At 69.0% G+C, this 24194-nt stretch carries 19 protein-coding genes; 8 read left to right on the forward strand and 11 right to left on the reverse strand.

Annotated elements, in window-relative coordinates; translation table 11 throughout:
* Position 1: 1 nt before the first annotated feature.
* Both ON37_RS19195 and ON37_RS19200 read right to left on the reverse strand, forming a co-directional pair.
* Entirely contained in the window at positions 2 to 3574 is a 3573-nt protein-coding gene (locus ON37_RS19195; RefSeq protein ID WP_083893117.1) for an ATP-dependent helicase, read from the reverse strand.
* Positions 3571 to 7092, reverse strand: a complete 3522-nt coding sequence (locus ON37_RS19200) for an ATP-dependent helicase (RefSeq protein WP_040721102.1) — start codon at positions 7090 to 7092, stop codon at positions 3571 to 3573. Before ON37_RS19200 ends, ON37_RS19195 begins: the two co-directional genes overlap by 4 nt.
* A gap of 396 nt (positions 7093 to 7488) precedes the next feature.
* Here ON37_RS19200 and ON37_RS19205 point away from each other — a divergent pair, with 396 nt between their 5' ends.
* The 5 genes from ON37_RS19205 to ON37_RS19225 all read left to right on the forward strand — a co-directional run bounded on the left by ON37_RS19205 (position 7489) and on the right by ON37_RS19225 (position 11611).
* Positions 7489 to 8241 (forward strand): alpha/beta fold hydrolase, encoded by a 753-nt coding sequence (locus ON37_RS19205; protein WP_040721104.1) that lies wholly within the window; start codon positions 7489 to 7491, stop codon positions 8239 to 8241.
* Positions 8241 to 8537, forward strand: coding sequence for an MGMT family protein (locus ON37_RS19210; RefSeq protein ID WP_174362121.1), 297 nt, complete (start codon positions 8241 to 8243; stop codon positions 8535 to 8537). The genes ON37_RS19205 and ON37_RS19210 overlap by 1 nt, the downstream gene beginning before the upstream one ends.
* 82 nt (positions 8538 to 8619) lie before the next feature.
* Positions 8620 to 9357 carry a VOC family protein gene (locus tag ON37_RS19215; protein WP_040721106.1) on the forward strand — a complete coding sequence of 246 codons (738 nt, stop codon included), beginning with the start codon at positions 8620 to 8622 and terminating at the stop codon, positions 9355 to 9357.
* A 75-nt stretch (positions 9358 to 9432) separates the two neighbouring features.
* Positions 9433 to 11166, forward strand: a complete 1734-nt coding sequence (locus ON37_RS19220) for an NTP transferase domain-containing protein (protein WP_040721107.1) — start codon at positions 9433 to 9435, stop codon at positions 11164 to 11166.
* A 67-nt stretch (positions 11167 to 11233) separates the two neighbouring features.
* Positions 11234 to 11611 (forward strand): limonene-1,2-epoxide hydrolase family protein, encoded by a 378-nt coding sequence (locus ON37_RS19225; protein ID WP_040721108.1) that lies wholly within the window; start codon positions 11234 to 11236, stop codon positions 11609 to 11611.
* Between the two features lie 7 nt (positions 11612 to 11618).
* On the opposite strand, the gene ON37_RS19230 is transcribed toward ON37_RS19225, so the two are convergent.
* From ON37_RS19230 to ON37_RS19245, 4 genes are all read right to left on the reverse strand, one after another.
* Positions 11619 to 13298, reverse strand: coding sequence for a dipeptide ABC transporter ATP-binding protein (locus ON37_RS19230; RefSeq protein ID WP_083893118.1), 1680 nt, complete (start codon positions 13296 to 13298; stop codon positions 11619 to 11621).
* On the reverse strand, positions 13295 to 14089 hold the full coding sequence (locus ON37_RS19235) for an ABC transporter permease (protein ID WP_210741716.1): 795 nt from the start codon (positions 14087 to 14089) through the stop codon (positions 13295 to 13297). Before ON37_RS19235 ends, ON37_RS19230 begins: the two co-directional genes overlap by 4 nt.
* 77 nt (positions 14090 to 14166) lie before the next feature.
* Complete coding sequence (locus ON37_RS19240) at positions 14167 to 15126, reverse strand: ABC transporter permease (RefSeq protein ID WP_040721109.1); 960 nt, start codon at positions 15124 to 15126, stop codon at positions 14167 to 14169.
* Positions 15123 to 16700 (reverse strand): ABC transporter substrate-binding protein, encoded by a 1578-nt coding sequence (locus tag ON37_RS19245; protein ID WP_040721110.1) that lies wholly within the window; start codon positions 16698 to 16700, stop codon positions 15123 to 15125. The genes ON37_RS19240 and ON37_RS19245 overlap by 4 nt, the downstream gene beginning before the upstream one ends.
* A 226-nt stretch (positions 16701 to 16926) precedes the next feature.
* Between ON37_RS19245 and ON37_RS19250 the strand changes: the two genes are divergently transcribed.
* Positions 16927 to 19224, forward strand: coding sequence for an arylsulfatase (locus tag ON37_RS19250; RefSeq protein WP_040721112.1), 2298 nt, complete (start codon positions 16927 to 16929; stop codon positions 19222 to 19224).
* A gap of 3 nt (positions 19225 to 19227) precedes the next feature.
* Here the strand turns inward: ON37_RS19250 and ON37_RS33000 are convergent, their stop codons facing one another.
* From ON37_RS33000 to ON37_RS19275, 5 genes are all read right to left on the reverse strand, one after another.
* On the reverse strand, positions 19228 to 20358 hold the full coding sequence (locus ON37_RS33000; RefSeq protein WP_157171504.1) for a hypothetical protein: 1131 nt from the start codon (positions 20356 to 20358) through the stop codon (positions 19228 to 19230).
* Between the two features lie 79 nt (positions 20359 to 20437).
* On the reverse strand, positions 20438 to 20938 hold the full coding sequence (locus ON37_RS19265; RefSeq protein ID WP_040721115.1) for a hypothetical protein: 501 nt from the start codon (positions 20936 to 20938) through the stop codon (positions 20438 to 20440).
* A gap of 51 nt (positions 20939 to 20989) precedes the next feature.
* Positions 20990 to 21142, reverse strand: coding sequence for a hypothetical protein (locus ON37_RS33005; protein ID WP_157171505.1), 153 nt, complete (start codon positions 21140 to 21142; stop codon positions 20990 to 20992).
* Positions 21139 to 21384: a hypothetical protein gene (locus ON37_RS19270; RefSeq protein WP_040721116.1), complete on the reverse strand. Its 246-nt coding sequence runs from the start codon at positions 21382 to 21384 to the stop codon at positions 21139 to 21141. The genes ON37_RS33005 and ON37_RS19270 overlap by 4 nt, the downstream gene beginning before the upstream one ends.
* A gap of 9 nt (positions 21385 to 21393) precedes the next feature.
* On the reverse strand, positions 21394 to 22026 hold the full coding sequence (locus ON37_RS19275; protein WP_157171506.1) for a hypothetical protein: 633 nt from the start codon (positions 22024 to 22026) through the stop codon (positions 21394 to 21396).
* A gap of 237 nt (positions 22027 to 22263) precedes the next feature.
* On the opposite strand from ON37_RS19275, the gene ON37_RS19280 reads away from it, so the two are divergent.
* Together ON37_RS19280 and ON37_RS19285 are read left to right on the forward strand one after the other, a co-directional pair.
* Complete coding sequence (locus ON37_RS19280; protein WP_157171507.1) at positions 22264 to 23559, forward strand: NsdA family TPR-like regulatory protein; 1296 nt, start codon at positions 22264 to 22266, stop codon at positions 23557 to 23559.
* A 1-nt stretch (position 23560) separates the two neighbouring features.
* Entirely contained in the window at positions 23561 to 24052 is a 492-nt protein-coding gene (locus ON37_RS19285) for an SLOG cluster 4 domain-containing protein (RefSeq protein ID WP_040721119.1), read from the forward strand.
* Positions 24053 to 24194: the final 142 nt, after the last annotated feature.

Here is a 24194-nt window from a genome sequence, read left to right on the forward strand (position 1 = left end):
GTCAGTCGACGTCGGCCGGCGGATGATCCTCGGGCGCGAGATCGGCTTCGGAGAGGTACGCCGGGTCGGGCGGCGGTTCGGCGTCGAGGTCGGATTCCGGCGATGCGGCCGGAGCCCAGGGCGGCGCGGATGCGGCGATGAACTCGGCCAGTTCGGCGGGGCCGGGCAGTTCCGCGGGGGCCACGGTTCGCCCGCTGCGCACGTAATGGAATGCGGCGCTGACCTTTTCGAGCATCTGCTCTTCCGATTCCCCGGTCCGGGCGGCCATCATGCGAGCCCAGGCCACCCGGTAGACCGCCAACTGCATGGCCACCGAGCGTTCCTGGGTTCGGGTGGGTTCGGCGCCGGTTTTCCAATCCACGACCAGCCAGCGATCGCCGGGCTCGCTGAACACCGCGTCCATCCGACCACGGATCAGGGTGCCGCCGATACTGGTTTCGAAGCCGACCTCCACATCGACGGGATTGCGATTCGCCCACGGCGAGGCCAGAAACGCCTCCTGTAGCCGAATCAGATCACCGTCGCGGTCGCCGCTGTCGGCCGCGCCGGGCAACTCGTCGAAGTCCAGCAGCCCGACCGCGCCGAACCAGCGCTGCAACCAGGCGTGAAATGCGGTGCCGCGCCGGGCTAGTGGGCTCGGCGGGTACGGTAGCGGGCGCCGCAGCCGGGCCGCCAGTTTCGCCGGATCGGCACGCATATCGACCAGCGCGGTGGCGGGCAGTTGCGCCGGCAGCTCCACCTCGTGGATCCCGTCCGCGGTCGAGAAATGTTCGGCCAGCAGCGCGTCCACATCCGCGGCCCAGCCCTCCGGATCGAGGTCCTCGCCGGGTTCCGGGTCGGCGGCCAGATCCTCGAACAGGTCCAATTGCCGTGCCGGAGCGGGCGGCGCCGACGGGTCGGAATCGGGCGGAAGTTCCGCCAGGGCAGCGCGGACCAGGGCGGCACCCTCCTCCACGGCACGGCGGCGAGGCCCGAGCGGATCGCGCGGCCACCGCGCGACGGCGGGGTCGTCGGTGAACGGATTGACCGCGTCTGTGGGCGGCGGATCGGCCCACCGGTCGATCCGGACCGCGGTGCTGCCCGGTGAGCCCGGATCTTCGGTCCACCGCTTCAGCTCCAGCAGGAAATCCGACGGGCCCTTCGGCGAGGAACCGGTCTCGGCCCAGTGATGAGCCGAAACGAACAGTGCGCGTTCGGTTCTGGTGAGGGCGACGTAGAACAGCCGTCGCTCCTCGTCCAGTCGCCGCCGGGCCAACGCCTCCTTGTGCTGTTTGATCGCCTGCTCCAGATCGCTGCGGTCGTACAGCTCGCTCAGATCGAGCACCGGCACACCGTCGCGTGCCGCCGCGGAACCGGGCGCCTCCGAATCGGGTTCGCGCTGCCGGTCGCCGCGCAACGAGGTCGGTAGTTCGGCGAGTGCGCCGAGCCAGGTCCCCGCGGCGGTGCCGGACGGGAACAGGCCGCGCACCACATGCGGGACCGCCACCACCTCCCATTCCAGCCCCTTGGCGGCGTGCACCGTCAACACCTGAACCCGGTCGTGGGCGACCTCGACTTCACCCGGCTCCAAACCGTTTTCGACCTCTTCGGCGGCGGCGAGGAAGCTCAGCAGGCCGGGGAGCGTGGCACGGTGGTCGCCGGCGTATCCGGCGACCACCTCGGCGAAGGCGTCGAGATGCTCGCGGCCGGCCCCCGCGCCCACCGCGGCGCGACGGGTCTGCGTCTCCACCCCGACCCCGATGGTGCGTTCGACGTCGGCGACCAGTTCCGGCAGCGATTGACCGCTGCGCTCACGCAGCGCCGCCAACTCGCGCCCGAGGGCCACGATGCGCGCGTAGCCCGACTCCGAATACCGGTCCGGCGGACCGGGGTCGGCGATCGCGTCGGCGATACCCGCCTGTTCGGCCGGTTCGGGCGCCACCGCGCGCAACGCGTCCGACAGCGTCGCGGCATCGGTGATCGGCTCGGCGCGGCCGTGCTGTCCGACGATCGACAACTCCCGCGCGCGGTGTGACAACGCGGCCAGATCACTCACCCCCAGCCGCCAGCGAGCGCCGGTCAGGATCCGCATCGCCGCGCTGCCGGCCCCGGGGTCGGCGATCAACCGCAGGGTGGCCACGACATCGGCGACCTCGGGCGTGGCGAGCAGGCCACCCAGCCCGACGATCTCCACCGGCAGCCCCCGCGCCCGCAGGGCCTCGGCCAGCGGCGCCGCATCCGCGTTGCGCCGCACCAGCACCGCCGAGGTGGGTGGCGGCCGGCCGGCCTCGGCATGCTGCTCCCATTCGGCCGCGATGCGTTCGGCAACCCACTCTCGTTCGTCGGCAACGGTCTCGGTGAGGGCGAGAGCCACGGTTCCGGCCGTGGCTTGCGGGCGCGGGCGCAGCGGATCGACGGTCACCCCACCCTCGGCGTCGCGCAGCGGTTCGGCGACGAGATTAGCCAGATCCAGTGCCTCCGGTGGGTTGCGCCAACTGGTCAGCAGCGGCAGCACCGGTGCGGGCACCCCCGGCGCGGCCGGGAAATCAGTCGTGAAGCGGGGCAGATTGGCGGCCGAGGCGCCGCGCCAACCGTAGATGGATTGCATCGGATCACCCACCGCGGTCACGGCCGGACGGGCCGCGAAATCCGGGCTCCGCTCCTCCGCGGCGGAAATACCGACGGCGCCTCGATCGCCGAACAGTGACGCCAGCAGGATGCGCTGCGCGTGGCCGGTGTCCTGGTATTCGTCGAGCAGGACCAGGCGGAAGCGGTCGCATTCGGCCACGCCGACCTCCGGATGGGTGGCCGCCAGCCGGGCGGCCAGCGACATCTGCGATCCGAAATCCAATGCGCCCCTGCGGCGTAACTCCTCGCCGAGCCGAGCGACCAAGGGCAGCAGCGCAACCCGGTCCTGCTGCACCTTGACGATCGTGCGCAGTTCCTGGTTCGGCCCGCCACGCTGCCGGGGTCCGGGCGGGAGCGTCTCCACCAGCCGCTCCAGCTCTCGATGCGCGACCGCCAGCTGTTCGGGCTCGACGAGATGTTCGGCGAGCTGACCGGACAGGGCCAGCACCGCCTCGGTCACCGATACCGGCGTGCGCTCGGTATCCAGATCACCGTCCCAGCCGGTGACGACGCGGTGCGCCAATTGCCACAGCTGCGTTTCGGTGAGCAACGTGGCCGACGGTTCCACCGGCAGCAGCAGACCGTGTTCGGACAGCAATCGGCCCGCATAGGAGTGGTAGGTACTGATTTCCGGTTCCGACCCCACCAGCATCGCGCGCAACCGCCCGGTGCTGTCGATATCGCGCAGCAGCGGCGACCCGGCCAGGCGTGCGAGCCGGGTGCGGATCCGAGTGGTCAACTGCTGGGCGGCTTTTCGAGTGAAGGTCAGTCCCAGCACGGCATCCGGGGCGACCAGCCGGTTGGCGACCATCCACACCACGCGCGCGGCCATGGTCTCGGTTTTCCCGGCCCCGGCACCGGCGACGACGAGCGTCGGCCCGAGCGGAGCGGCGATCACGGCGGCCTGTTCGTCGGTGGGTGGCGGCAGGCCCAGCGCCTGCGCCAATTCCGCGGGCGTGATCGTCATCGATCCGTCACCTGCCGGCCGATGTCCTGCAACGGGCAACTCCCGGCCACCCGGCAGTGCCGGCACCCGTCGTTGCGCACGGCCAGGAAACCGGGCCCGCGGGTGGCGGCGGCTGCTTCGTGGATCATGCTGCGCCACTGCGCGATTCCGGCCGAATCCAGGGCGGTCTGCAGCCGCTCGGTGGCGCCGTCGCGGCTCGGTTTGGCGACGTACACCAACCGAGCACCGCCCGGCTCGCCGCGGGGCCCGTCCGGATCGGCGGCCAGGCCACCGGCGCCGGCGGCCACCTGATAGGTCGCGAGCTGTGCGTGCTCCTGCGCTGCCTGTTTGGAGATCGGCGTCTTCCCGGTTTTGACGTCGACGATGACGAAGCGGCCCAGGGCATCTCGCTCCACCCGGTCGACCCGTCCGCGAATGCGCACCGGGACCTCGTCCGGATCACGGGCCGGGAGGACACAGTCCACCGGTACCTCGACGCCGACCTCGGACAATTCGGTGCGGGTGTTGCGCAGCCAGGCGAGAAAGGTATCGACCATAGATTCGGTGCGGCGCAGTTCCAGCCGCGAATGCCAGCTGTTCGGGCCGTCGTCGCCGGAGCTCGGATCGACCGCCTTCCATGCCCTGACCAGGGCCGCCTTCACCTCGTCCTCGGTGACCCGGCCGGCGAGCGCCTGCACCAGCGTGTGCACCAGATTGCCCTTGACCGCGTGCGGGTTGTCCCCGTCGTCACCACCGTGGCGTTCCAGTGCCCAGCGCAGCGGACAGGTTTGCAGCAGTTCCACGGTCGAGGGCGACAGGGCGACCGGCCCGTCACCGTCGTCCCAGAGCGACCGCTCGGAACTCGGCGCCGCGATGCCGTACCACTCGTCGGGATGGGCGCCGCGCACGCCGGCCCGCGCCAGCCGAGCGAGCTGCGCCGCGGCCCGTTCCCGCCGCGCCGGATCGGCGCCGTCGTCGCAGACCACCCCGCGCAATTCGGCGATCAGGGCCTGCGCGACCAGTGCGCGGCCGGGATCGACCGGCGCCGGGATCCGTCCCGGCTCGCCCGGTTCGGCCGCGGCGTCGAGTTCGGCCAGGAACCGCGAAGGCACCAGATCCCGGTCGCCGGTCACCGATTCGACCGCGGTGACCAGCAGGCTGTGCCGCGCCCGGCTGCAGGCCAGCAGCAACAGCCGGCGTTCCTCCGCCAGGATGGGCGCCGACCGGCTGACCTGATCACCGGGATCGGCCACCCCGCCGACGAGGTCGACCAGTTCCTCGACACCGAGCAGCGTGCCGCGCGGACGCAGATTGGGCCAGATCCCTTCCTGCACACCGGCAACCGCCACCACATCCCATTCCCGGCCGGCGGCCGCGTGCGCGCTGACGATCGCGACCGCGTCACGGGGTTCGGTCAGCGGCGCCGGATCCTGGTTGATCTCCTGCTGCTCCAGATATTCCACGAATCCGTCGATCGACGCGCCGGGCAGCCGGTCGACGTAAGCGGCGGCGGCGTCGAACAGCCCGACCGCCGCATCCAGATCGCGATCGGCCTGCACCGCACCGGGTCCGCCGCGTTCGGACTGTGCCACCCAGCGCTTCTCGAGTCGCGACACCGTCCACAGCGCCCACAGCACGTCCTCGAGCCCCGCACCGCGCCGAGACGCCCGCCGCGCCCGGTCGACCGCCTTCAGTACCCGGATCAACGGCGCGACCTCGACGTCGGTGAGTTGCTGAAGGATACTTCGATCGCCGAGTCCGGTGATCAGATCACGGAGCACGACCGCCGAGGACCGGTCGAGTTCGGAATAGGGGGCGAGCCCGTCGGACGGAGCACCGAGCTCGTCGATCTCGGCGCGGCGGCCCACCTGCCCCGGGCCGGGCTGCCTTCCGGTCTCCGGTGCCGATTCCACTGTCCCCGTATCGGTTTCGCCGGACTCCGACACCGCGGCAGTGACGGCTTCGGCACGACCGCCGGACAGATCGGCCCGGGAGTGCCCGCGTTCGATCAGCGCCCGGCGGACACCGCGGCGCAACCGGCGCAGAGCGATCTGATCGGCACCACCCAAGGGGCCGAGCAGCAGATCCAAGGCGTCGTCCTCGGTGAACAGCTCCGCGCGGCCGCGTTCGGCGACCAGCAGGGCGCGCAGCGATTGCAGCATCCAGGCCGCGCCCCGGCGACGCGCCAGCGGAGTGTCCGGCTTGGGCTGCAGCACCGGCACCCCGGCCGCGGTGAGCGCGCGGCGCAGCGGCCCCAGCGACAGCGGCACCGACCGCACCACGACGGCCATCCGCGACCACGGCACCTCCGCGTTGAAATGGGCGCGGCGCAGGTGGTCGGCGATCAGTGCCGCCTCCTTGGCGGGGGTGGTGAGCACCCGCACCAGCACCTGTCCGTCGACGGCCGGATCACCGAGCAGATGGGGACCACCGGCGCGAATGTCGAAACGATGATCGGCGCGACCCGGCATGCGTGCCGCGATCCGCGCCACCGCATCGTGAACCGCTGGTGCGCAGCGGTGGTCGTCGCGCAGGACGATGCGGCGGTCGGGCGGGGCGTCGGGTTCGGTGACGAAGCGGGTGTCGGCGCCCCGGAAGCTGAATACGGCCTGATCGGGGTCACCGGCGATCACGGTGGTCGCGGGCCCCGACCCGATCGCCCGAATCAATTGGGCCGCAAGCGGATCCACATGTTGTGCGTCGTCGACCAGGAGCATGCGGATGCGATCGCGTTCGGCATCGAGCAAGTCGGCGTCCTCGATCAGCACATCCAGGGCCGCGCCCACCAGTTCGGCGGCATCGAGGGCGGGCGCGCTGGCCTCGGGCGCCTGCACCCCGACCGACCAGCGCAGTAGCATCGCCTGTTCGTAGCGCTGCGCGAAGGCACCGGCGGCCTCCCATTCCTCGCGCTCGTGCAACCGGCCCAGTTCGACCAGGTCTTCGGGACCGATATCGCGTTCGGTGGCGCGCAGCATCAGATCGCGCAGTTGTTCGGCGAAGCCGTTGGTGCCCAGTGCCGCGTGCAGACGGGGCGGCCACAGCACGGCGCCGCCGGCCGACATGTCCGCCAGTTCGCCGCGCAACATCTCGCGCAGCACCACATCCTGCTCGGATCCGGTCAGCAGCCGCGGCGGCGGGTTGCCGCGAGCGACCGCGTGCGTGCGCAGGATGGCGAAGGCGTAGGAGTGGACGGTGCGCACCATCGGCTCCCGGCTGGCCCCGGGCACCCCGCCGAACTCCGGAGCGACGGCATCGAGCTGACGGGTGAGGTCGGTGCGCACGCGCAGCGCGGCCGCTTTGGAGTGGGTGAGCACGAGGACCGATTCCGGATCGGCGCCCGCGGCGATGCGGTCGACGGCGAGGTCGGTGAGCAGGGACGTCTTGCCGGTGCCGGGGCCGCCGAGTACCTGCCAGGGCCGCCAGCCCGGGTCCGCGCCCAGCCCACCCGCGAACAACGTTCGGACATCGGCACCCCATTCGCGTGGCCGGGGTGCGGTCTCACTGCGGCGCACCAGTCGCACCGAGCTATCCGATCGCATCACAGCGGCTATTTCAACAGACACCCCCGACAGAATTGAATTCCGTGCCAGCAAACGCACCCGCAGCATCGGATGTGTCCGACCTGTGATCGGTGCCGAGGCGCACCGGGGCGTATTCGCCAATTCCCGCGTCCGCACCGGTGACTCGGATAAGCGCTGGTGACAGCCGTTCTGGACCCGGGCGATCGGTCCGGACCGGCCGCCGAATATTTTCTCCGGCGGAATCTCACAACCGCACCCGTTCCCACCCCGTTCACCGATCCGGACAGCCTCCCGCTACCGCGGCGGTGAACGGGGCGCGATTTTGCGGTGCGCGCCTGGGACTTTCACGGCCGGCCGCCGCCGCCCGCACCCGCGCCGTTCGCCGGACCGCCCGCCCGGCGGCACAATGGCCGAGTGCACGACGCCCACATTCACCGCTTCGGCCCTGCCGACGGTCCGCTCGTCCTCGCCCTGCACGGCCTGACCGGTCACGGTCGCCGCTGGGCCGCATTGGCGCAGCGGGAGCTGCCGCAGGTGCGAATGCTCGCCCCGGATCTGCGCGGGCACGGCCGGGCCGGCTCGCTGCCGCCGTGGACCTTCGAGCAGATCGTCGACGACCTGCTGGAGCTGCTGACCGAGCCGGCGGTCGTCCTGGGTCATTCGTTCGGCGGGGCGGTGGCCATCCACCTCGCGCGCCGCCGCCCGGACCTGGTTCGGGCGCTGGTCCTGCTCGACCCGGCGATCGGGCTGGACCCGGCGCTGCTCCACGAGATCGCCGAAGCCGGTCTGGCCCGGCCCGACTATCCCGATATCGCGGCCGCGCGCCACGACAAACTGGAGACGGCCTGGGCCGATGTCGACCCCGAGTTGCTCGAGGCCGAACTGGCCGAACATCTGGTGACCACGCCCGAGGGACGCGTGCGCTGGCGGATGAGCCTGCCGGCGATCACCTCGTACTGGGGTCAGCTGGCGCGGCCTCGGGTACTGCCCCCGCCGCAGATCCCGACCGTGCTGGTCCGGGCCGGAAAGTCGCCGTTCGTCACGCCCGAGACCTGCGACGCGTTCGCGACCCTGCCGCGGTTCACCCTGCACGAGTTCGATTGCGATCACATGGTGGCCCAGGCCCGGCCCGCCGAAACCGCCGCCGTCGTCCGATCGGTGTTGTGATGGCCACCTCCGATGCCGAGATCGAGCGGGTCCGGGAGCTGGTCGCCGCCATCCCGCCGGGCCGGGTGGCGACCTACGGCGATATCGCCGCGGCCGCGGGCCTGTCCACCCCGCGCACGGTCGGCTGGATCATGCGCACCGACTCGGCCGACCTGCCCTGGCATCGGGTTCTGCGCGCCGACGGGACCCCGGCCGCCCACCTGGTGCATCGCCAACTTCGGCTGCTGGCCGAGGAGGGTTGCCCGCTGCGCGGCGATCGCGTCGATCTGGCCGCGGCGCGTTTTCGGTTCGACTGACCCGCTGCCCGTCCGGCGGCCACACATCGCCCGCGATCGTCGAATCCGCCCATATCCCCCGTGCGGCGGTTACCGTGGAGTGATGTCCACCCGTCTGGCGTGCGTGGTGTTCGATGCGATCCGGCCACGGAGCGTGGCCCGGTTCTGGGCGGAACTGCTCGGCTGGCAGATCACCGTCGACCGGCCGCACGCGGTCGAGGTGGCGGCGCCCGATCCCGACGCCGCCGATGTGGCGCTGACCTTCCTCCCGACGACCCGGCCGAAATCCGGGAAGAACCGGATCCATCTCGATCTGGTGGGGCGTTCGCTGGATCATCAACGGGTGCAGGTGGATCGGGCCCTGGCACTCGGGGCGCGGCGGGTCGATATCGGGCAGGGCGCGGTGCCGTGGGCGGTGCTCGCGGATCCGGAGGGCAACGAGTTCTGCGTGCTGGAGCCGCGGGAGCAGTACGTCGACACCGGCGCGGTCGCGGCGATCGTGGTCGATACCCCGAATCCCGACCGGCTGGCTCGGTTCTGGTCCACGGCGGCGGGCTGGCCGCTGGCCCATGACGAATCGCGGATGGCGGGTATTCGCTCGGCCACCGGCCAGGGACCGTGGTTGGAATTCCTGCGCACCGGGGTCGCGGCCCGCGAATGCGATCGGCTGCATCTGGACGTCGTCGCCTTCGGGGCCGACGATCCGGCGCGTGAGGTGGCGCGGCTGACGGCCGCCGGGGCGGTGCCGTGCGGTGATGTCACCCCGCATCCGCCCGCACAGGCGGTGCTGGCCGATCCGGAGACCAACCGCTTCCGGCTGCTCAGTGCCCCCGGGGATTGACCGAGTGCACCGCATCGGCGTCCCCCGGCCCGCGCATTACGATCGGTTCATGATCAACCTGCCGGGTGGGCCGCTGTGACCACAGTCGATGCGATCGTGCTGGCCGGTGGGCGGGCCACCCGGATGGGTGGGGTGGACAAGCCGGCGATCGCGGTCGGCGGCCGCGCCATGCTGAACGTCGCACTCGATGCGGTCGCGGGCTGTGTGCGCACGGTGGTGGTCGGTCCGCATCGTCCGGAGCTGGCGCCCGAGATCCGGCAGGTGCAGGAGGTTCCGGCGGGCGCGGGTCCGGTCGCGGCCGTCGCGTGTGGGATGCGGGCCTTGCAGGAGTGCGATTTTCCGGCCGATCTGGTGGTGGTTCTGGCTGCCGACCTGCCGTTCCTCACCCCGGCCGCCGTCGACGAATTGATCGAGCACGCAACAACTTCCGAGGCCGACGCGGTCTTCGCGGCCGACGAATCCGGCCGGCCGCAATATCTGGTCGGCGTCTGGCGGCGCGCGGCGCTGCTGGCGGCGTTACAGCAATTGGATTCGGTCACCAATCAGCCGATGAAGGCGCTCGTCCCGGTCGGCACCATGATGGTGCCGCTGGCCGGAATCGCCGACTGCGATACCCCGGAGCAGGTGCGCGCAGCCCAGGCGGCCGTGCCGCCGCTGCCGCTGGACCGGGCACGGACCGTGCTGAGTACGGACATCACCCGGTTACCGGTGCACGAGGCCCGGCCGGCGGCGGTGCGCGGCGCGACGCTGGCGGAACCGTTGCGCGCCGAAGCACCGCTACCCCGATTCGATGTGTCGGCGATGGACGGCTACGCGGTAGCCGGCGCCGAACCCTGGCGGCTGCGCCGCGATGTCGGATTCGCGGGCGGGGAACGTCCGGTCGGGCTGCTGCCCGGCGAGGCGGTCCGGATCGCCACCGGCGCCCATATTCCGGAGGGCACCGACGCGGTGGTCCGCGACGAATTCGTCCGGCTCGACGACGGTGTGCTGCATCGGCTCCCGGACACGCCGGTCCGCGACGATGTGCGCCGCCGCGGCGAGGATTGGCACATCGGCGACATCGTGGCCACCGCGGGCACGCCGGTCACTGCGGCCCTGATCTCGGTGGCGACCGCCGCCGAGGTCGGCGCCGTGCGAGTGCGCGGACCGGTGCGGGCGCGAATCATCATGACCGGCGACGAAATTCGCAGTGCGGGGCCGCTGCGCGAGGGCCAGACCCGCGATTCGGTCGGGCCGGTGCTGCCGGATCTGCTCGCCTGGCACGGGATCGAGGCCTCGGATCGCGTGCATCTGCGCGACACCCCCAACGGCTTCGACGAGGTGCTGACCGCCGCATCCGACGACCATCTCCTCGTGATCGTCGGCGCGACCGGCGGTGGTGCGGCCGACCAGCTGCGTGCCGCGCTGGACCGGGCGCGGGCCCGAATCCTGGTCCACCGCTTGCGGTTACGCCCGGGAGGATCCACGGTGGTGGCCGAATTGCCGGGCGGTCCCGTCGTCCTCGGCCTGCCCGGTAATCCCTATGCGGCGGTGGCGACGCTGTGCGCATTGGCGCCCGCTGTCGTCGCCGGGCTGACCGGCCGGGCTCCCGGGCGGATCCGCACCGGGCCGCTGCACAATGCCGGGGCGATCTCGGGCCCGGTGCCCCGTATCGTGCCGGCGCGGACCGGCGCCGACGGTGGCTGGATCGGGGACGTCCACATCCGTACCGCGCATCTGGCCGGCCTGCTCGATCGGGACGGCCTGGTCGTCGTCCCGCCCCATGCCACCGACGGTGCGCTGGTCGAATATCTGCCGCTACCGGTCTGAGGGGTTGCGCCCGCGCCTCGGCTCCGCGCATTCTGTAACGCGTTCTAGAAATCGAGGAGGCCCGCGCATGCCCACCCCCGGCGAACTCGTCACCACCTTCTGCGCCGAATGGCGCACCGGCACCCCGGAATCGATCGCCGAGTACTTCAGCGACGACGCCGTCTATCACAACATCCCGATGGAACCGCTGGCCGGTAAGCCCGCGATCCTCGAATTCCTCCGCGGCTTCATCGGCAACTTCGGCCATATCGACTTCGATATCCACCATCAGGCCGAGATCGGCGCCATGGTGCTCAACGAACGCACCGACCGGTTCACCATCGGCGAGAACAAGGTCGAGTTGCCGGTGATGGGCAGTTTCGAGGTCCGCGACGGCAAGATCGTGGCCTGGCGCGACTACTTCGATATGGCGCCCTTCACCGCCATGGCTGCCCAGCAGGGCTGAACCCACCTCACCGGCGGCTCGGATCCGGAATCGGCACCGCATCCAGCAGCCGCCGCGTATAAGGCTGCGTCGGGCCGCCGAAAACCGCTGCGGTCGTGCCCGTTTCGACTGCCCGGCCGGCCCGCAGCACCAGCACCCGGTCGGCGACGTCGTGCACCACCGCCAGATCGTGGCTGATGAACAGGCTGGCGAAGCCGTATTCCTCGCGCAGATCGGCGAACAGCTCGAGGACCTGCGCCTGCACCGAGACGTCCAGGGCACTCGTGGGTTCGTCGGCCACCACCAATCGCGGCGCCAGCGCCAGCGCCCGGGCGAGCACCACCCGCTGCCGCTGGCCGCCGGACAGTTCGCCCGGCCGGCGCCGAGCGTAATCCCGTGGCAGCCGGACCGATTCGAGCAGATCACCCACCCGGGCACGCAACAGCGAGCCGGTGGCCGCGCGATGCACCAGCAGCGGTTCACCGATCGAATCGCCGATGCTGCGGCGCGGGTCGAGCGCCGCGCCCACATCCTGCTGCACCAGGGCGACATCCTTGCGCGCGGCGCGCAGTTCCCGCGTGCTCAACCCCCGCAACGACGTCCCGCGCAGCACGACCTCCCCGGACTGCGGCCGGACCAGGCCGAGCGCCGCCCGGCCGAGGGTGCTCTTGCCGGAGCCGGATTCACCGACCACGCCGATCACCTCGCGTGCCGCCACGCTGAGCGAGACCCGGTCCAGTGCCCGGAACTGCTTGCCGTGCGCGCGGTAGACGACGGTCAGATCGTCGATGCGCAGCACGGGCTCGCGATCGGAACCGTCCCGCCGCGCTGCCGGTTCGGGCGCCGGGGACGCCGCGCGTGGCGGCAATCGGGGCACGGCCGCGAGCAACGCCCGGGTGTACGGATGGGCCGGGGCGGCGAACAGCTCACGCACCGGCCGCGCCTCGACCACTCGGCCGCCCCGCATCACCACCACTCGATCGGCGAGTTCGGCTACCACGCCCAGATTGTGCGAGATGAACAGGATCGCGGTGCCGTTGCGCCGCTGCAGGTTTCGCAGCAGATCCAGGATCTCGGCCTGTACCGTCACATCCAGGGCGGTGGTCGGCTCGTCGGCGATCAGCAGATCGGGGTCGCCGGACAGCGCCAGCGCCAGGACCACCCGCTGCTTCTGCCCACCGGAGAGCTGATGCGGATACCAGTCGACGCGGCGCCGCGGCTCGGGAATGTCGACCAGCTCCAGCAGTTCCACCGCCCGCGCTCGAGCGGCGGCCGTGGTTGCCCCGTGCGCCCGCAATGCCTGCACCAATTGCGTGCCGACCTTCTGCACCGGGTTCAGGGCGGTCTGTGGATCCTGAAAGACCATGGCCGCGTGGGTGCCTCGCACCGCACGCAACCCGTCTTCGGTTTCGCCGACCAGTTCGGCTCCGTTCAGGCGGATCGATCCGGCGGCCGTCGCGCCCGCCGGGAGCAGCCCGAGGATCGAGCGGGCGGTCAACGATTTCCCGGATCCGGATTCCCCGACCAGTGCCACCACTTCGCCGCGCCGGACCCGCAATCCCACCTCGTGGACGACGGTGTACGCACCGAAACGCACCGACAGGCCGGTGATGTCGAGAACCACGCCGGACTCGTCGCGATCCTCGGCCGCTCGATCCACCGTGGGCGCGTGGTCTCGGGTCCCGATATCGGTGCTACTGGTCGTCATCCGATCCTCCTGGCGCGGCCCAGTCCCTGCGCGATCAGCAGGAATCCGAGAGTCAACGCCGCGACCACGGCGAGTGGTCCGACGGCGAACGCCGGGTTGGCGTCCATATTCGCGATGGATTCGGCGATGATCGAGCCGAGCGAGGGCTGCGGCGGCCGCACACCGATTCCGATGAAACTCATGGCGCTGTCGAGGAATACCGCCACCGACAGCGACAGCGACAACTGCACGGCGAGCGGTTCGACCGCGTTCGGAAGAACATGTTTGCGCAATGTCCACCAGGTTCCGGCACCGATCACCTCCGCCGCCTCGACATAGGACTGTTCCCGGATCGCCAGCACCGCGGTGCGGATCTGCCGACCGAAGATCGGCACCTCGGCGGCCACGATGACCACGAACACCGCATGGGCGCCGGGCCCGGTGATCGCGGTCAGCGCGATGGCGAAGATGAGTGCCGGGAATGCCAGGATCAGATCGAATACCCGCTGGGCGAGCACATCCGCCACCGTGTTCACGCTGCCCAGCAGTCCGATCGCCGCGCCGATCACGGCGCCGAGCGGCACCGCGGTGAACACGATCAGCAGATCGATCCGAATCCCGTGCAGCACCCGGGAGAACACGTCCCGGTTCAGCTGGTCGGTGCCCAGCCAGTGGGTACCGCCGGGCCGCAGCAGATTGGCCCCCGGAATCTGGGCCAGCGGGTCGTAGTCGGTGAGCAGATCCGCCCCCAGGCCCGCGAGCGCGATCAGCGCGATCAGGCCGGCGCCGACGAGCAACTGCGCGTTGCGCAGCCGGCGCGACGAGGAATGCGTAACCACCGCCCCGGCGTCCACGGCGGGCGGGAACTCCTCGGCCACTGCGGTTTCGGTCACGACAGTCCTCCGATCCGGATGCGCGGGTCCAGCCAGGCATGCGCCAGGTCGGTGACCAGCTGGATCACCACGAAGATCGCGACCGACAGCAACAACACCACCTGCACCACCGGATAGTCGCGGCGGCTGATGCCCTGCTCGATCAGCGATCCGATTCCCGGCCAGGCGAAGGCCGCCTCGACCAGCACCGCGCCGCCGAGCAACTGACCGGCCTGCAGCCCCAGAGCGGTCAGTGCGGACGGCAGGGCGTTGCGCAGCGCACCTCGGATCACGATCTGCCCGTGCGGGATGCCGAGCGCGGTGGCGGTGAGAACGTACGGCTTGCCCAGTTCGGTCCGCAGTGCCTCGGTGAGGAACCGGGTCAGCGCGGCCGCGGCGGGCAGGGCCAGGCACACCGCGGGCAGGATCAGGTATTGGACGGCGATATCGGGCCGGGCGATGAATCCGTCGGGCGGGAGCCCACCGGCCGGCAGGACGGGCAGCGCGACAGCGAAAACCAGAACCAGCAGCACACTGGTCACGAAGGTCGGCAGGGCCAGTGCGGTCGTCGTGGCAGCCGCCACCACGGCATGCAGCCAGCGGCTGGGCCACACCACCGCGGCCACGGACACCGCGCCGGCGAGCAGGACGGCCAGCAGCAGTGCCGCGCCGGCGAGCACCGCGGTGTTGCCCAGCCCGTCGGCGACCAGATCGGAGATCCGGCCGCCGATCAGATACGACCGGCCGAGATCCAGCGAGAAGATGTCGCCCAGCCAGCTCAGATACTGCGCCGGAATCGAGCGGTCCAGCCCGAGCTGATGCCGGATCGCCGTGACGGCCTCCGGTGTGGCGTCCGGGCCGGCCAGGGTCAGTGCCGGGTCGCCCGGCACCAAGCGCAGCAGCAGGAAGATCAGGATCGATGCCGCGAACAGCACCAGCAGCGCGGAGGGTATGCGCCGCAACAGATATCGGGTCATGCCAGGAATGCCTCGGTGAGTACGGTTTCACGACTCTTGGTCCACGACACTCCGTGGACCCGGCGCGCGGCGGCGAACTGTTGCAACCGGACGCCGATCTCGATCAGGAACAACCCGTCCAGCAGTTGGTCGGACAACTCCGCATAGGCGGGCCCGGGCGGCGCGCCCGGTGGGATCTGCCACGCGGAGTCGGCGGCGGCGGTGTACGCGGCGGACTGGTAGTGCGAGGCGTTCTTACGGGCGTTGAAGGGGTAAGCGCTCACGCTGAGGGTCGACGGGACGAATTGTGCCCAGGAGTGATCGGTCACCCACAGGCCCGGAAATTGGCCGCCGATGAGCTTTTTCACGAATGTCGACGGCTCGTTCGGATCCAGCTTCACCCGGATCCCGGCGTCGCCGAGATTCGCCTGCACGATCTGCGCCACGTCCACGTAGTAGGCGACATCGGTGGGATAGGACAGCAGCAGCTCCGGCGGGGTGCCGACCTGGGTCACCAACTGCCGGGCCTTGTCGACGTCGCGGGCGTACCGGGTATTGCGGGCCTGGTCGTAGGCGGGTGAGTATTTCGGCCAGGGCAGATTCAGCGGATAGCCCGCCCCGCGGAACACCTCGGAGATGATCCGCTCACGATCGAGCGCATAGGCCACTGCCTGCCGCAGCCGCACGTCGGCGAGGGCCGGGTTGGTCACGTTGGCGCCGACATAGATCTGCAACTCGGCGCCGGTGAAGCTGATCGTCTTGAATGCCGCCGAGCGTGCGAGGTTTTCGTTGTCCCGATAGGTCAGTCCGGTGGCGATAGTGATCCGCCCGGATCGCAGGGCGTTCAACTGTGCCTGACTGTCGGGAATGATGGACACTTCCACCCGGTCCAGATACGGCCGATCCGGAACGCGGTAATGCGCGTTGCGTTCGAAGACGATGCGGGTGTTCGGCTCCCGGGCGGCCAGCCGGAAGGGGCCGGTACCGACGAAGGTGCCGGAGCCGGGAGCGCCGAGCGTCTCCCGGTCCAGCATCGGGACGGTGGTGAGAAGATCGAAGATGTTGGTCAGCGGATGCGCGAACCGCAGGGTGATGTGATGCGGTGTGTCCGAGTCGAATCCGACGATCGCGGCGGCGGTGCTCTTCAGCTGGGCCGACCATTTCGGATCGGCGTAGGTGCGCAGGGAGAACTCCACATCGGCGGCGGTGAACGGGCGACCGGTGTGATAGGCCACGTCCTCGCGCAGCCGCAGGTCCAGGGACCGGCCGTCGGGCGCCAGGGTCCACGATGTGGCCAGCAGCGGCGCCGGTTCGAGCGCGTCGTGCGGGTAGCGCACCAGCGATTCGTAGACCAGGCCGATGACCAGCGGCACCGCACCGGTATTGGTCAACAGGTTCGCCGGCACCAGATCGACCGTGGTCCCGATCTTCAACGTGCCGCCGCGCACCGGGGCGGCGTTGTCGTCGCCGGCGGCGCGTTGTTCCTCCACCGCCGACGTGCAGGCGGCCGAACCGCCGGCGCCGAAGACCGCCAGCGCGGTGATTCCCGCGGTGCGGAGCAGGGTCCGGCGCGAAACACCGGTGGATGCAGTCATTCGGGTAGATCCTCGGAATACGACCCGCCGGGCGGGTCAGCGATATCGAACGGCCGTCGGCGTACCGATCAGCGACACGACCGGCGCACGCACCCGATTCGGGGCATGCGGCAACGGCTCGTGAACATGGGCCGACGCTAGCAATGCGGGCGGGACCGAACACCGGTTGCGCGCACCATGCGCCAAAACCTGGTGGCATGCGGACCGCGCCGGTTTCCCTGATCGCATGCCAGTGCCCGAGTATGCCCGCGGATACGACGCCTTCACCGGCGAGATCGGCCGCACGACCAGCGATTCCACTCCGGCCTGGGACTATCCGCCGAGCGCGCCCGCGGGGTCACCCAACATCATCGTGGTGTTGGTCGACGATATGGGTTACAGCGATATCGGTCCGTTCGGCTCCGAGATCGACACCCCGACGCTGGACCGGCTGGCCGAACGCGGTGTCCGCCTGACGAACTACCACACTACCCCGCTCTGCTCGCCCTCCCGCGCGGCGCTGCTCACCGGGCTCAACTCCCATCGCGCCGGATTCGGCTTCGTCGCCAACGCCGACCCCGGCTATCCGGGGCTGCGCCTGGAGCTGGCCGACGACGTGCTGACCCTGCCGGAGATCCTGCGGTCCGGCGGATATGCCACCTACGCCGTGGGCAAATGGCATCTGGTCCGCGATGCCACCATGAACCCGGCGGCTCATCGGGATTCGTGGCCGACCCAGCGCGGATTCGATCGGTACTACGGTTCGCTGGAGGGCTTCAACTCGTTCTTCTACCCGAATCAGATCGTCTCCGATTCCTCCGTGGTCGATATCGAGGAGTATCCGCCGGACTACTACGTCACCGACGATCTGACCGACAAGGCGATCTCGTATCTGAAGGATCTGCGCGCCCACGATGCCGACAAACCCTTCTTCCTGTACTTCGCCCATGTCGCCATGCACGGGCCGCTCCAGGCCAAGGACGTCGACCTCGCGAAATACCGGGGCCGCTACGCGCAGGGGTGGGACGCGGTGCGGCAGAGCCGGTTCGCCGCACAGCTGGAGCAGGGCCTGTTCGCCCCCGGCACCAGGCAGCAGCCCCGCAATACCGAACCCGGATACGAAGCGCAGGAATGGGATTCGCTGCCGCCCGAGCAGCAGCGCCGGTTCGCCCGCTACATGGAGGTATACGCGGCGATGGTCGACAGCATCGACCAGAGTCTCGGGCGCATCCTCGACACCGTCGAACAGTTCGGCGAGCTGGACAACACCATCGTCGTGTTCACCTCCGACAACGGCGGCACCGCGGAGGGCGGGCCGGTCGGAACCCGCAGCTACCTCGCGGAATTCGCCCACATCGACGATCCGGACTGGGTCGGTGACGTCCCGCACGACGAGGAGTTGATCGGCACCGCGCGGCTGGGGGTGCACTATCCGCGCGGATGGGGTCAGGCCTCCAATACGCCGTTCCGGTTCTACAAGGGCCAGACCTTCGCCGGCGGGGTGCGGGTGCCGTTCATCATCTCCTGGCCGAAGGGGCTGCCGGGCAACGAGATCCGCGACGAATACGTCTATGTCACCGATCTGGCACCCACGCTGCTGGAACTGGCCGGGGTGGCCCGTCCGACCGTGCGAAACGGATTACCCGCCAAGGAGTTCGACGGCGTGTCCGCGGTGGAGGTCCTGCGTGATCTCGACGCCCGCTCCCGACATGTCGAACAGTATTCGGAGATGACCGGCCACCGCGGCTTCTACCGGGACGGCTGGAAGCTGTTGGCGCTGCACGAACCAGGTGCGGATGTGGACGCGCCGCGCTGGCAGTTGTTCGACGTGCGCACCGATCCGACCGAAATCCACGATGTGGCAGCGCAATATCCCGACCAGGTGCGTGAGCTCGCCGCGGCGTGGGACGAGGCGGCCTGGCGCAACACCGTCTTCCCGCTGCTGACGCGGCAGGACCTCGCCCGCCGCCGACCCGAGGAAGCGCGGCTGTCGGCACCGTTGCGAATCCTGCCCGGCACCCCGACCCTGGAACGCTATCGGTCCCAACGGCTGATCGCCTATCGCGACTTCACCGTCACCGCCGAACTCGACGGTTACCGAACCGGCGACGAGGGTGTCCTCGTCGCGCACGGTGATCCCCAGGGTGGCTACCTGCTGTACGTCGAGAACGGCCGAATCGTGTTCGGCTTCAACTCGTTCGGTCGCTACACGGAAGTGTCGGCACCTCTTCCTGTCGGGGTCCGAGAGATCACCCTGAACGCGACCGTCCGCCCACACCTACGCTGGGACTTCACCCTCACCCTCGACGGCACCCCAGCCGCCACCCTCCCCGACCAGGTGCAACTCGTCGGCATGGCACCGTGGACCGGCATCTCGGTCGGCGTCGACGCCCGCGGTCCCGTCGCCTGGGATCTGCGACAACGCCGCGGGCTCTTCCGCTACACCGGTGCCTTGCGCGCCGTCACCTATTCGCCGGGACCGCTGCGGGTACCGGAGAAGGTAACGCGTGCATTGGAGTCCTCAGCGGAACTCGTCGCCGAGTAGGGGTTACAAGCGTTCACGCCCTCCACGTTCGCGTTCTCTCATTCGTTCGCGTTCCGACCTGCCGCCGCGGGTCGACCCTGGGGAGGGATGCTCCCGATGGAGGCGTTCCAGGCCGGGGGTCGGGCGACTCTTGAACAGAAGATCTGTCACGTCCGGAGGCAGTCTCGTCCGCAGGAATTCGTCGGCCAACTCTCGTTGCTTCCGCTCCCGCTCGATCGCCTCTCGCTCCAGTCGCGCACGTTCTTCCGCTTTTGTCGCTTCTTGGAGCCGAGCTTGGTCGGCGGCCTCGCGGGCCTGTTGCACCTGCTCGGTGTACGCGCTGAGCTCGCTCAACTCCGCGAGCGCACGGGCTTCTCGCGCTTCGCGGGCTTCCTTGGCTTCGCGATCTTGCCGCTTGATGTTCTGCATGATTCCGCCGAACTCGCGGGCGACCTGCTCGCGGGCATCACGTTCGGCGCGTAGCCGCTCGTCGCGCCGTCGTTGCTCCTCGCGGAGTCGTAGCCGTTCGGCTGCCTCGCGGAACTTTGGCAGTCGCTCCTCGGCTCGCCGGCGCCGGTCATCACGCTCGCGTTGCTTTCGTTCACGCTCGCGCAGTCGCTCGGCGGCTTCGCGCACTTTCTTCAGCCGCTCCGCTGCACGCTGGCGGCGCAGGACGTCCTGCTTCGACATCAGTTCCTGCTGCCGGGCGTCCTTCTCGCGTTCGCGCCCCAGCGCAAAGATCCGCTCGGCCTGGCTGCGGGAGATGACTTGGTGCGTGACGCGCCCCGGAAAGTCGCGGCACAATCCCTCCAGGAGTTCGCGCGCTTCTTTGGACATCGGCTCGCCCTCGACAGTGCGAACGCGGTATGTGTCGATCACGCCGCGTTCGAGGAGCCATCGGTCCTTTTTGAACTGCTGCTCGTCCTTTCGCCCGCCGACCCTTCCTGACTTGTCCTCTATCGCGTGAACGCGCCCGCTCTTGTCGACCCTGGCTTTGTCGAACCTTCGGTCACCGTGTGGTGTCCGGTATTCCTTCGGCTGCTGTACGTAGCCGTTCTCGCGGTCTCGATAATTGCGGTCGGTTCCGTTCTCGAAGATCCGTCCGCGCGCGTTACTGTCATACTCGCGCCGAATTTCGTCGTAGCCGTCAGGCATGACGGAGCCCACCCCCGAATGTGGATTAGGTCAGCAGGGATGCGCTGGGCTACATACGGCTGTGAACAGTAACGGGTGCTTAGCTGCCGGTTTGTCGCCGTTCGTAGCGGGCCGCGTAGTCGCGCATTTGGGCGGCTACCTCCGGAAAGCCGTACTCCACGACCGTGGAAACCAATCCCCAGGCGGTGTCACTGTCCTCGTCGATCCCGTATCGGAGCGCGGGGTTGATCTGCTCGTAGAACGAGTATTCGCGTCCGAAATACGTGTATTCGAACCACTGTGCGCCAGCGAACTTGATGAAGCATTCGCCGAGAAAACAGATGAATTGGTCGGCGGCTTCGAAGCGGTCGCGCGACATCGCGGTCTCCATGTCCGGGAAGAGTCGCGCGGTAGCCTCCGAGAGCTGATCGATCTCCGGTGCGCCTTCAGGCCATGGTGATTCCGGAATGCCGGGAAGGCCAACGTATTCCGCGAATCGCTCGGCCTGTTGCCGGCGATGCTCGGGGGCGACCCAGTCCAGCCAGGCTCGCGTGTGGTCGTCGAAGTCGATGTCGAAACCGATCTGTTCGGCGTCGCTCATGCTGGGCTCCCGTCGTCGGTTGGTTGCTGGTCAGACTAGCTGGCAGCACTGTCATACTTCGCCATCCTCTTCATCCTCGATGCGCTGGCGTATCTCTTCCACAGACCGCCCTTTCGGGATCCGGCTCGGCCGGCACAACACGCCGACGAAAACGACGAGCAGCACGCCGACGGCCACCGTGCAGAAGATCCAGACATCGGTCACGAAACTGTCCACAACCGTTCACACGGCAACCGGCGGTACTGTCGGCGCGGCAGCTCGAAGGACACCATCACGGCGGGATAGCCGGCGGCCCACTGTTCGACGAACCGCATCGCAGCCGACATGCACGCCACGAACCGCAGCTCATGCACGTTCGGGACAGTGATGCGGATGCAGAGAACGATGTCCGGCTCGTGCGGTAGCGGCGATTCTCGTTGAGCTTCAAGCAGTTCGGCGAAGCTCATGGCGACCCGCTACCGGTTCCCGATCGGCGAGTGCTCCGTGAGCCCGGCCAAAACATCCAGCAACGTCTCCAGATCGACCACCTCGGGTAGCGGGACGTCGCTGTCGGGGCGCGGCCGGAACGCGATGCCCCGGGCCGCTGCACGCTCGCGAGGGGTATCGACCGGTGGGACGATCTTGCCCGCCCGGACGAGGAAGCTGTAGGCGCTCGGCTTACGTGGGCACTCGATGGCATGGCATTTCAAGTGCTGCTGCATGATTTGCCGCGCCGAGCCGACTGTGAGCGGCTGCTCCGGGTGCACGTGCGCCACGTCGACGGGCCCTGACGCAGCGGCGGCCCATGTTGTTGGAGGACAGACTGTTTCGAGGTCGAAGATCTCGCACACCCGGCTCGGGGTGTTGCCGACTGTCTCCAGATCGTAGACAACCATCGCGTCGACGCTCAGGCCGGCGGCCAGACCGATCGCGTACCCGACCGGGTCGGGATCGTCGACCGGTGGCCGCACCGTATACAGAGGGAAGTAGCCCAACTTCGAGGCGTGACGCTGGACCGCGTCTGCATGCCGCGCAGCCTCCGTGCTTGAAACATCAGTGCGCACAAGACATATTGCCGTGGGCTTGTGGTTTGGTTCGCTGGTGTCCATCGCAAGTCCTCTCGTCTCGCTCCTGGTGGCGCTGCCCGGAGCGAATTGGAGCTGTGCGGAGATTCGCTCGAACTGGCAATACGCGCTGTGTTCAGGGTCACGGCGCTGGGGATGTCGCAACAATGTCCGCACCCGGACATTTGACGGACTTTTTCCGGCCGCTCCGAATCGCCTGGCGGAGAAGATCTCTGCGTCGGCCTACCCTCGAGTTACCGCTCAAGTTAGAGGTGAACAGCGATGGACAACGCAGGCCCGCGGACCGTGCTCGAAGCTCTGATTCGCAAGGCAGATTCCAGCATCGGTGACCGGACGATCCCCGAGTGGTGCGAACACTTCAACTCCGTAGCGAGACAGACTGGGGAAACTGCCACACTCTCGGAACGCCAGCTACGTCGTTGGATGGCTGGCGATGTGGTTGATGCGCGGGCCGCGTCACGGCGCGTGGCGCAGCGAGTGTGGAGACTGTCTTTCGAGACCCTTGTGTCGCGACCCGACACACAGGAAATCCCAGAAGAAGCGGTTACCACCGCACTCGATCAGCTCACCCAGGAGATATCAATGTCCACCGAAGACTCCGCACGATGGGTCAAGCGTCGCGCCGGTGGGGTCGATCAGAACGTGCTCGATCAACTGCACGCCGACGTCCAGCATCTCGCCAGCGACTACCTCACGAAGCCACCCGTTGAACTTGTGCCGCAATTGACGCAGCTGCGACGAGAGGTCTTCGATCTGCTCGACACGCGGCAACGACCGCGATACCTGCCAGACCTCTACTTGGCGGCGGGCCAGATATGCGCGCTACTCGCGCATGCCTGCGCAGATCTCGGCCGCCCGTACGACGCCGACACCCACGCTCGAACTGCATGGTTCGCCGCCGACTATGCCGAAGACCAGCATCTGCGCGCATACGTTCGATGGGTGCAGGCCAACGTGGCCTATTGGGCTGGGGATTACCGCAGGGCGGCTACATATGCCGAGTCGGGTCTGGCCGACATGACTGACCCGTCGACGCGGCTGAGGCTCGCGAGTCAGCTTGCCCGTGCACGCGCAGCATGCTCGGACAAGCGAGCGGCGTTGACTGCTCTCGACATAGCAATGGATGCGCTCGGGCGCGTCGAGACAAGCGGGCATGATCAGGGCGTGATGTGGTTCGATCCCGGCAAGGCTCGCTACTACGCCGCGGAGGTCCACTTGGCGCTCGGCGGCCGTCGCCACAGTGAACAGGCCCTCATACAGGCTCGTGCCGCGCTCGATACCTTCACCTCGTCCAGCCCTGCCGAGTTCATCGCGGCGGCCGAACTTGATGCCGCGCGAGCACATCTCGGCCTAGGCGACCTCGACGCGGCTGGCGCGTGTATCTATAGAGTGCTCGATCTGCCGGTGGAGCTTCGAACGACACCGATAGTTGAGCGGGTGGTGACGGCAGCCGATGAGCTGCGTGCAATCGCGCCTACAGTCCGCACAGCGCGGGAGCTGCCGGACCGCATTAGCCTCTTCACCACCTATACCGCCCAGGCAACAGCCAAGGAGTGACATGCCCCCGATCCAGGTCGCAGTCTGCGGGCCACGGCACTGCACCGACGCGGACGCCGACAACGCTCGCGAAGTCGGCCGCCTCCTGGCGCGATCGGGTGCAACGGTGCTGTGCGGCGGAGGGACCGGGGTTATGGCAGCAGTCGCCGAGGGCGCGTCGTCGGAAGGCGGTCTGGTCATCGGGGTACGTCCCGACACCGATCCGTCTCGTATCTGCGACGGGCTCTCCGCCGTGCTCTACACGAATATGGGCGAGGCCAGGAATGCGATTCTCATCTGGTCGGCGGACGCGGTGATCGTGGTCGGCGGCTCATGGGGAACGCTGTCGGAGCTGGCGCTGGCCAATCGACGCAGTGGGGTGCCGGTGACCTCGATCGGTGGCTGGCAGATTGTCGATGCCGACGGTGCTCCGGTGAGCGCGAGCCATATCTCGGCAAACGCGGCCGCCGCTGTCGAATTCGCGCTAGGACGTGGATCGATGAACCCATCTTGAATGAAGGTCTGCGCGCGCCCAGCGGATCTCCACCAGCGCCGGGTCGGCAACGGGATGTGGGCGGTGGAGTCGGAGGCCGAGCTCGTGACGGAACGGCGCCCAGATGTGGCGAATCTCGACCCTCGCATCCCACCACAAGCTC

The sequence above is a fragment of the Nocardia veterana NBRC 100344 genome (assembly GCF_000308855.1).
Lineage (GTDB): Bacteria > Actinomycetota > Actinomycetes > Mycobacteriales > Mycobacteriaceae > Nocardia > Nocardia veterana.

Excerpts from the sequence above, each read along its gene's own strand:
- ON37_RS19195 (WP_083893117.1), bottom strand. The coding sequence starts at position 3,574 with ATGACGATCACGCCCGCGGAATTGGCGCAGGCGCTGGGCCTGCCGCCA.
- ON37_RS19200 (WP_040721102.1), bottom strand. The coding sequence starts at position 7,092 with ATGCGATCGGATAGCTCGGTGCGACTGGTGCGCCGCAGTGAGACCGCA.
- ON37_RS19210 (WP_174362121.1), top strand. The coding sequence starts at position 8,241 with ATGGCCACCTCCGATGCCGAGATCGAGCGGGTCCGGGAGCTGGTCGCC.
- ON37_RS19215 (WP_040721106.1), top strand. The coding sequence starts at position 8,620 with ATGTCCACCCGTCTGGCGTGCGTGGTGTTCGATGCGATCCGGCCACGG.
- ON37_RS19225 (WP_040721108.1), top strand. The coding sequence starts at position 11,234 with ATGCCCACCCCCGGCGAACTCGTCACCACCTTCTGCGCCGAATGGCGC.
- ON37_RS19230 (WP_083893118.1), bottom strand. The coding sequence starts at position 13,298 with ATGACGACCAGTAGCACCGATATCGGGACCCGAGACCACGCGCCCACG.
- ON37_RS19240 (WP_040721109.1), bottom strand. The coding sequence starts at position 15,126 with ATGACCCGATATCTGTTGCGGCGCATACCCTCCGCGCTGCTGGTGCTG.
- ON37_RS19245 (WP_040721110.1), bottom strand. The coding sequence starts at position 16,700 with ATGACTGCATCCACCGGTGTTTCGCGCCGGACCCTGCTCCGCACCGCG.
- ON37_RS19250 (WP_040721112.1), top strand. The coding sequence starts at position 16,927 with ATGCCAGTGCCCGAGTATGCCCGCGGATACGACGCCTTCACCGGCGAG.
- ON37_RS33000 (WP_157171504.1), bottom strand. The coding sequence starts at position 20,358 with ATGCCTGACGGCTACGACGAAATTCGGCGCGAGTATGACAGTAACGCG.
- ON37_RS19265 (WP_040721115.1), bottom strand. The coding sequence starts at position 20,938 with ATGAGCGACGCCGAACAGATCGGTTTCGACATCGACTTCGACGACCAC.
- ON37_RS19270 (WP_040721116.1), bottom strand. The coding sequence starts at position 21,384 with ATGAGCTTCGCCGAACTGCTTGAAGCTCAACGAGAATCGCCGCTACCG.
- ON37_RS19275 (WP_157171506.1), bottom strand. The coding sequence starts at position 22,026 with ATGGACACCAGCGAACCAAACCACAAGCCCACGGCAATATGTCTTGTG.
- ON37_RS19280 (WP_157171507.1), top strand. The coding sequence starts at position 22,264 with ATGGACAACGCAGGCCCGCGGACCGTGCTCGAAGCTCTGATTCGCAAG.
- ON37_RS19285 (WP_040721119.1), top strand. The coding sequence starts at position 23,561 with ATGCCCCCGATCCAGGTCGCAGTCTGCGGGCCACGGCACTGCACCGAC.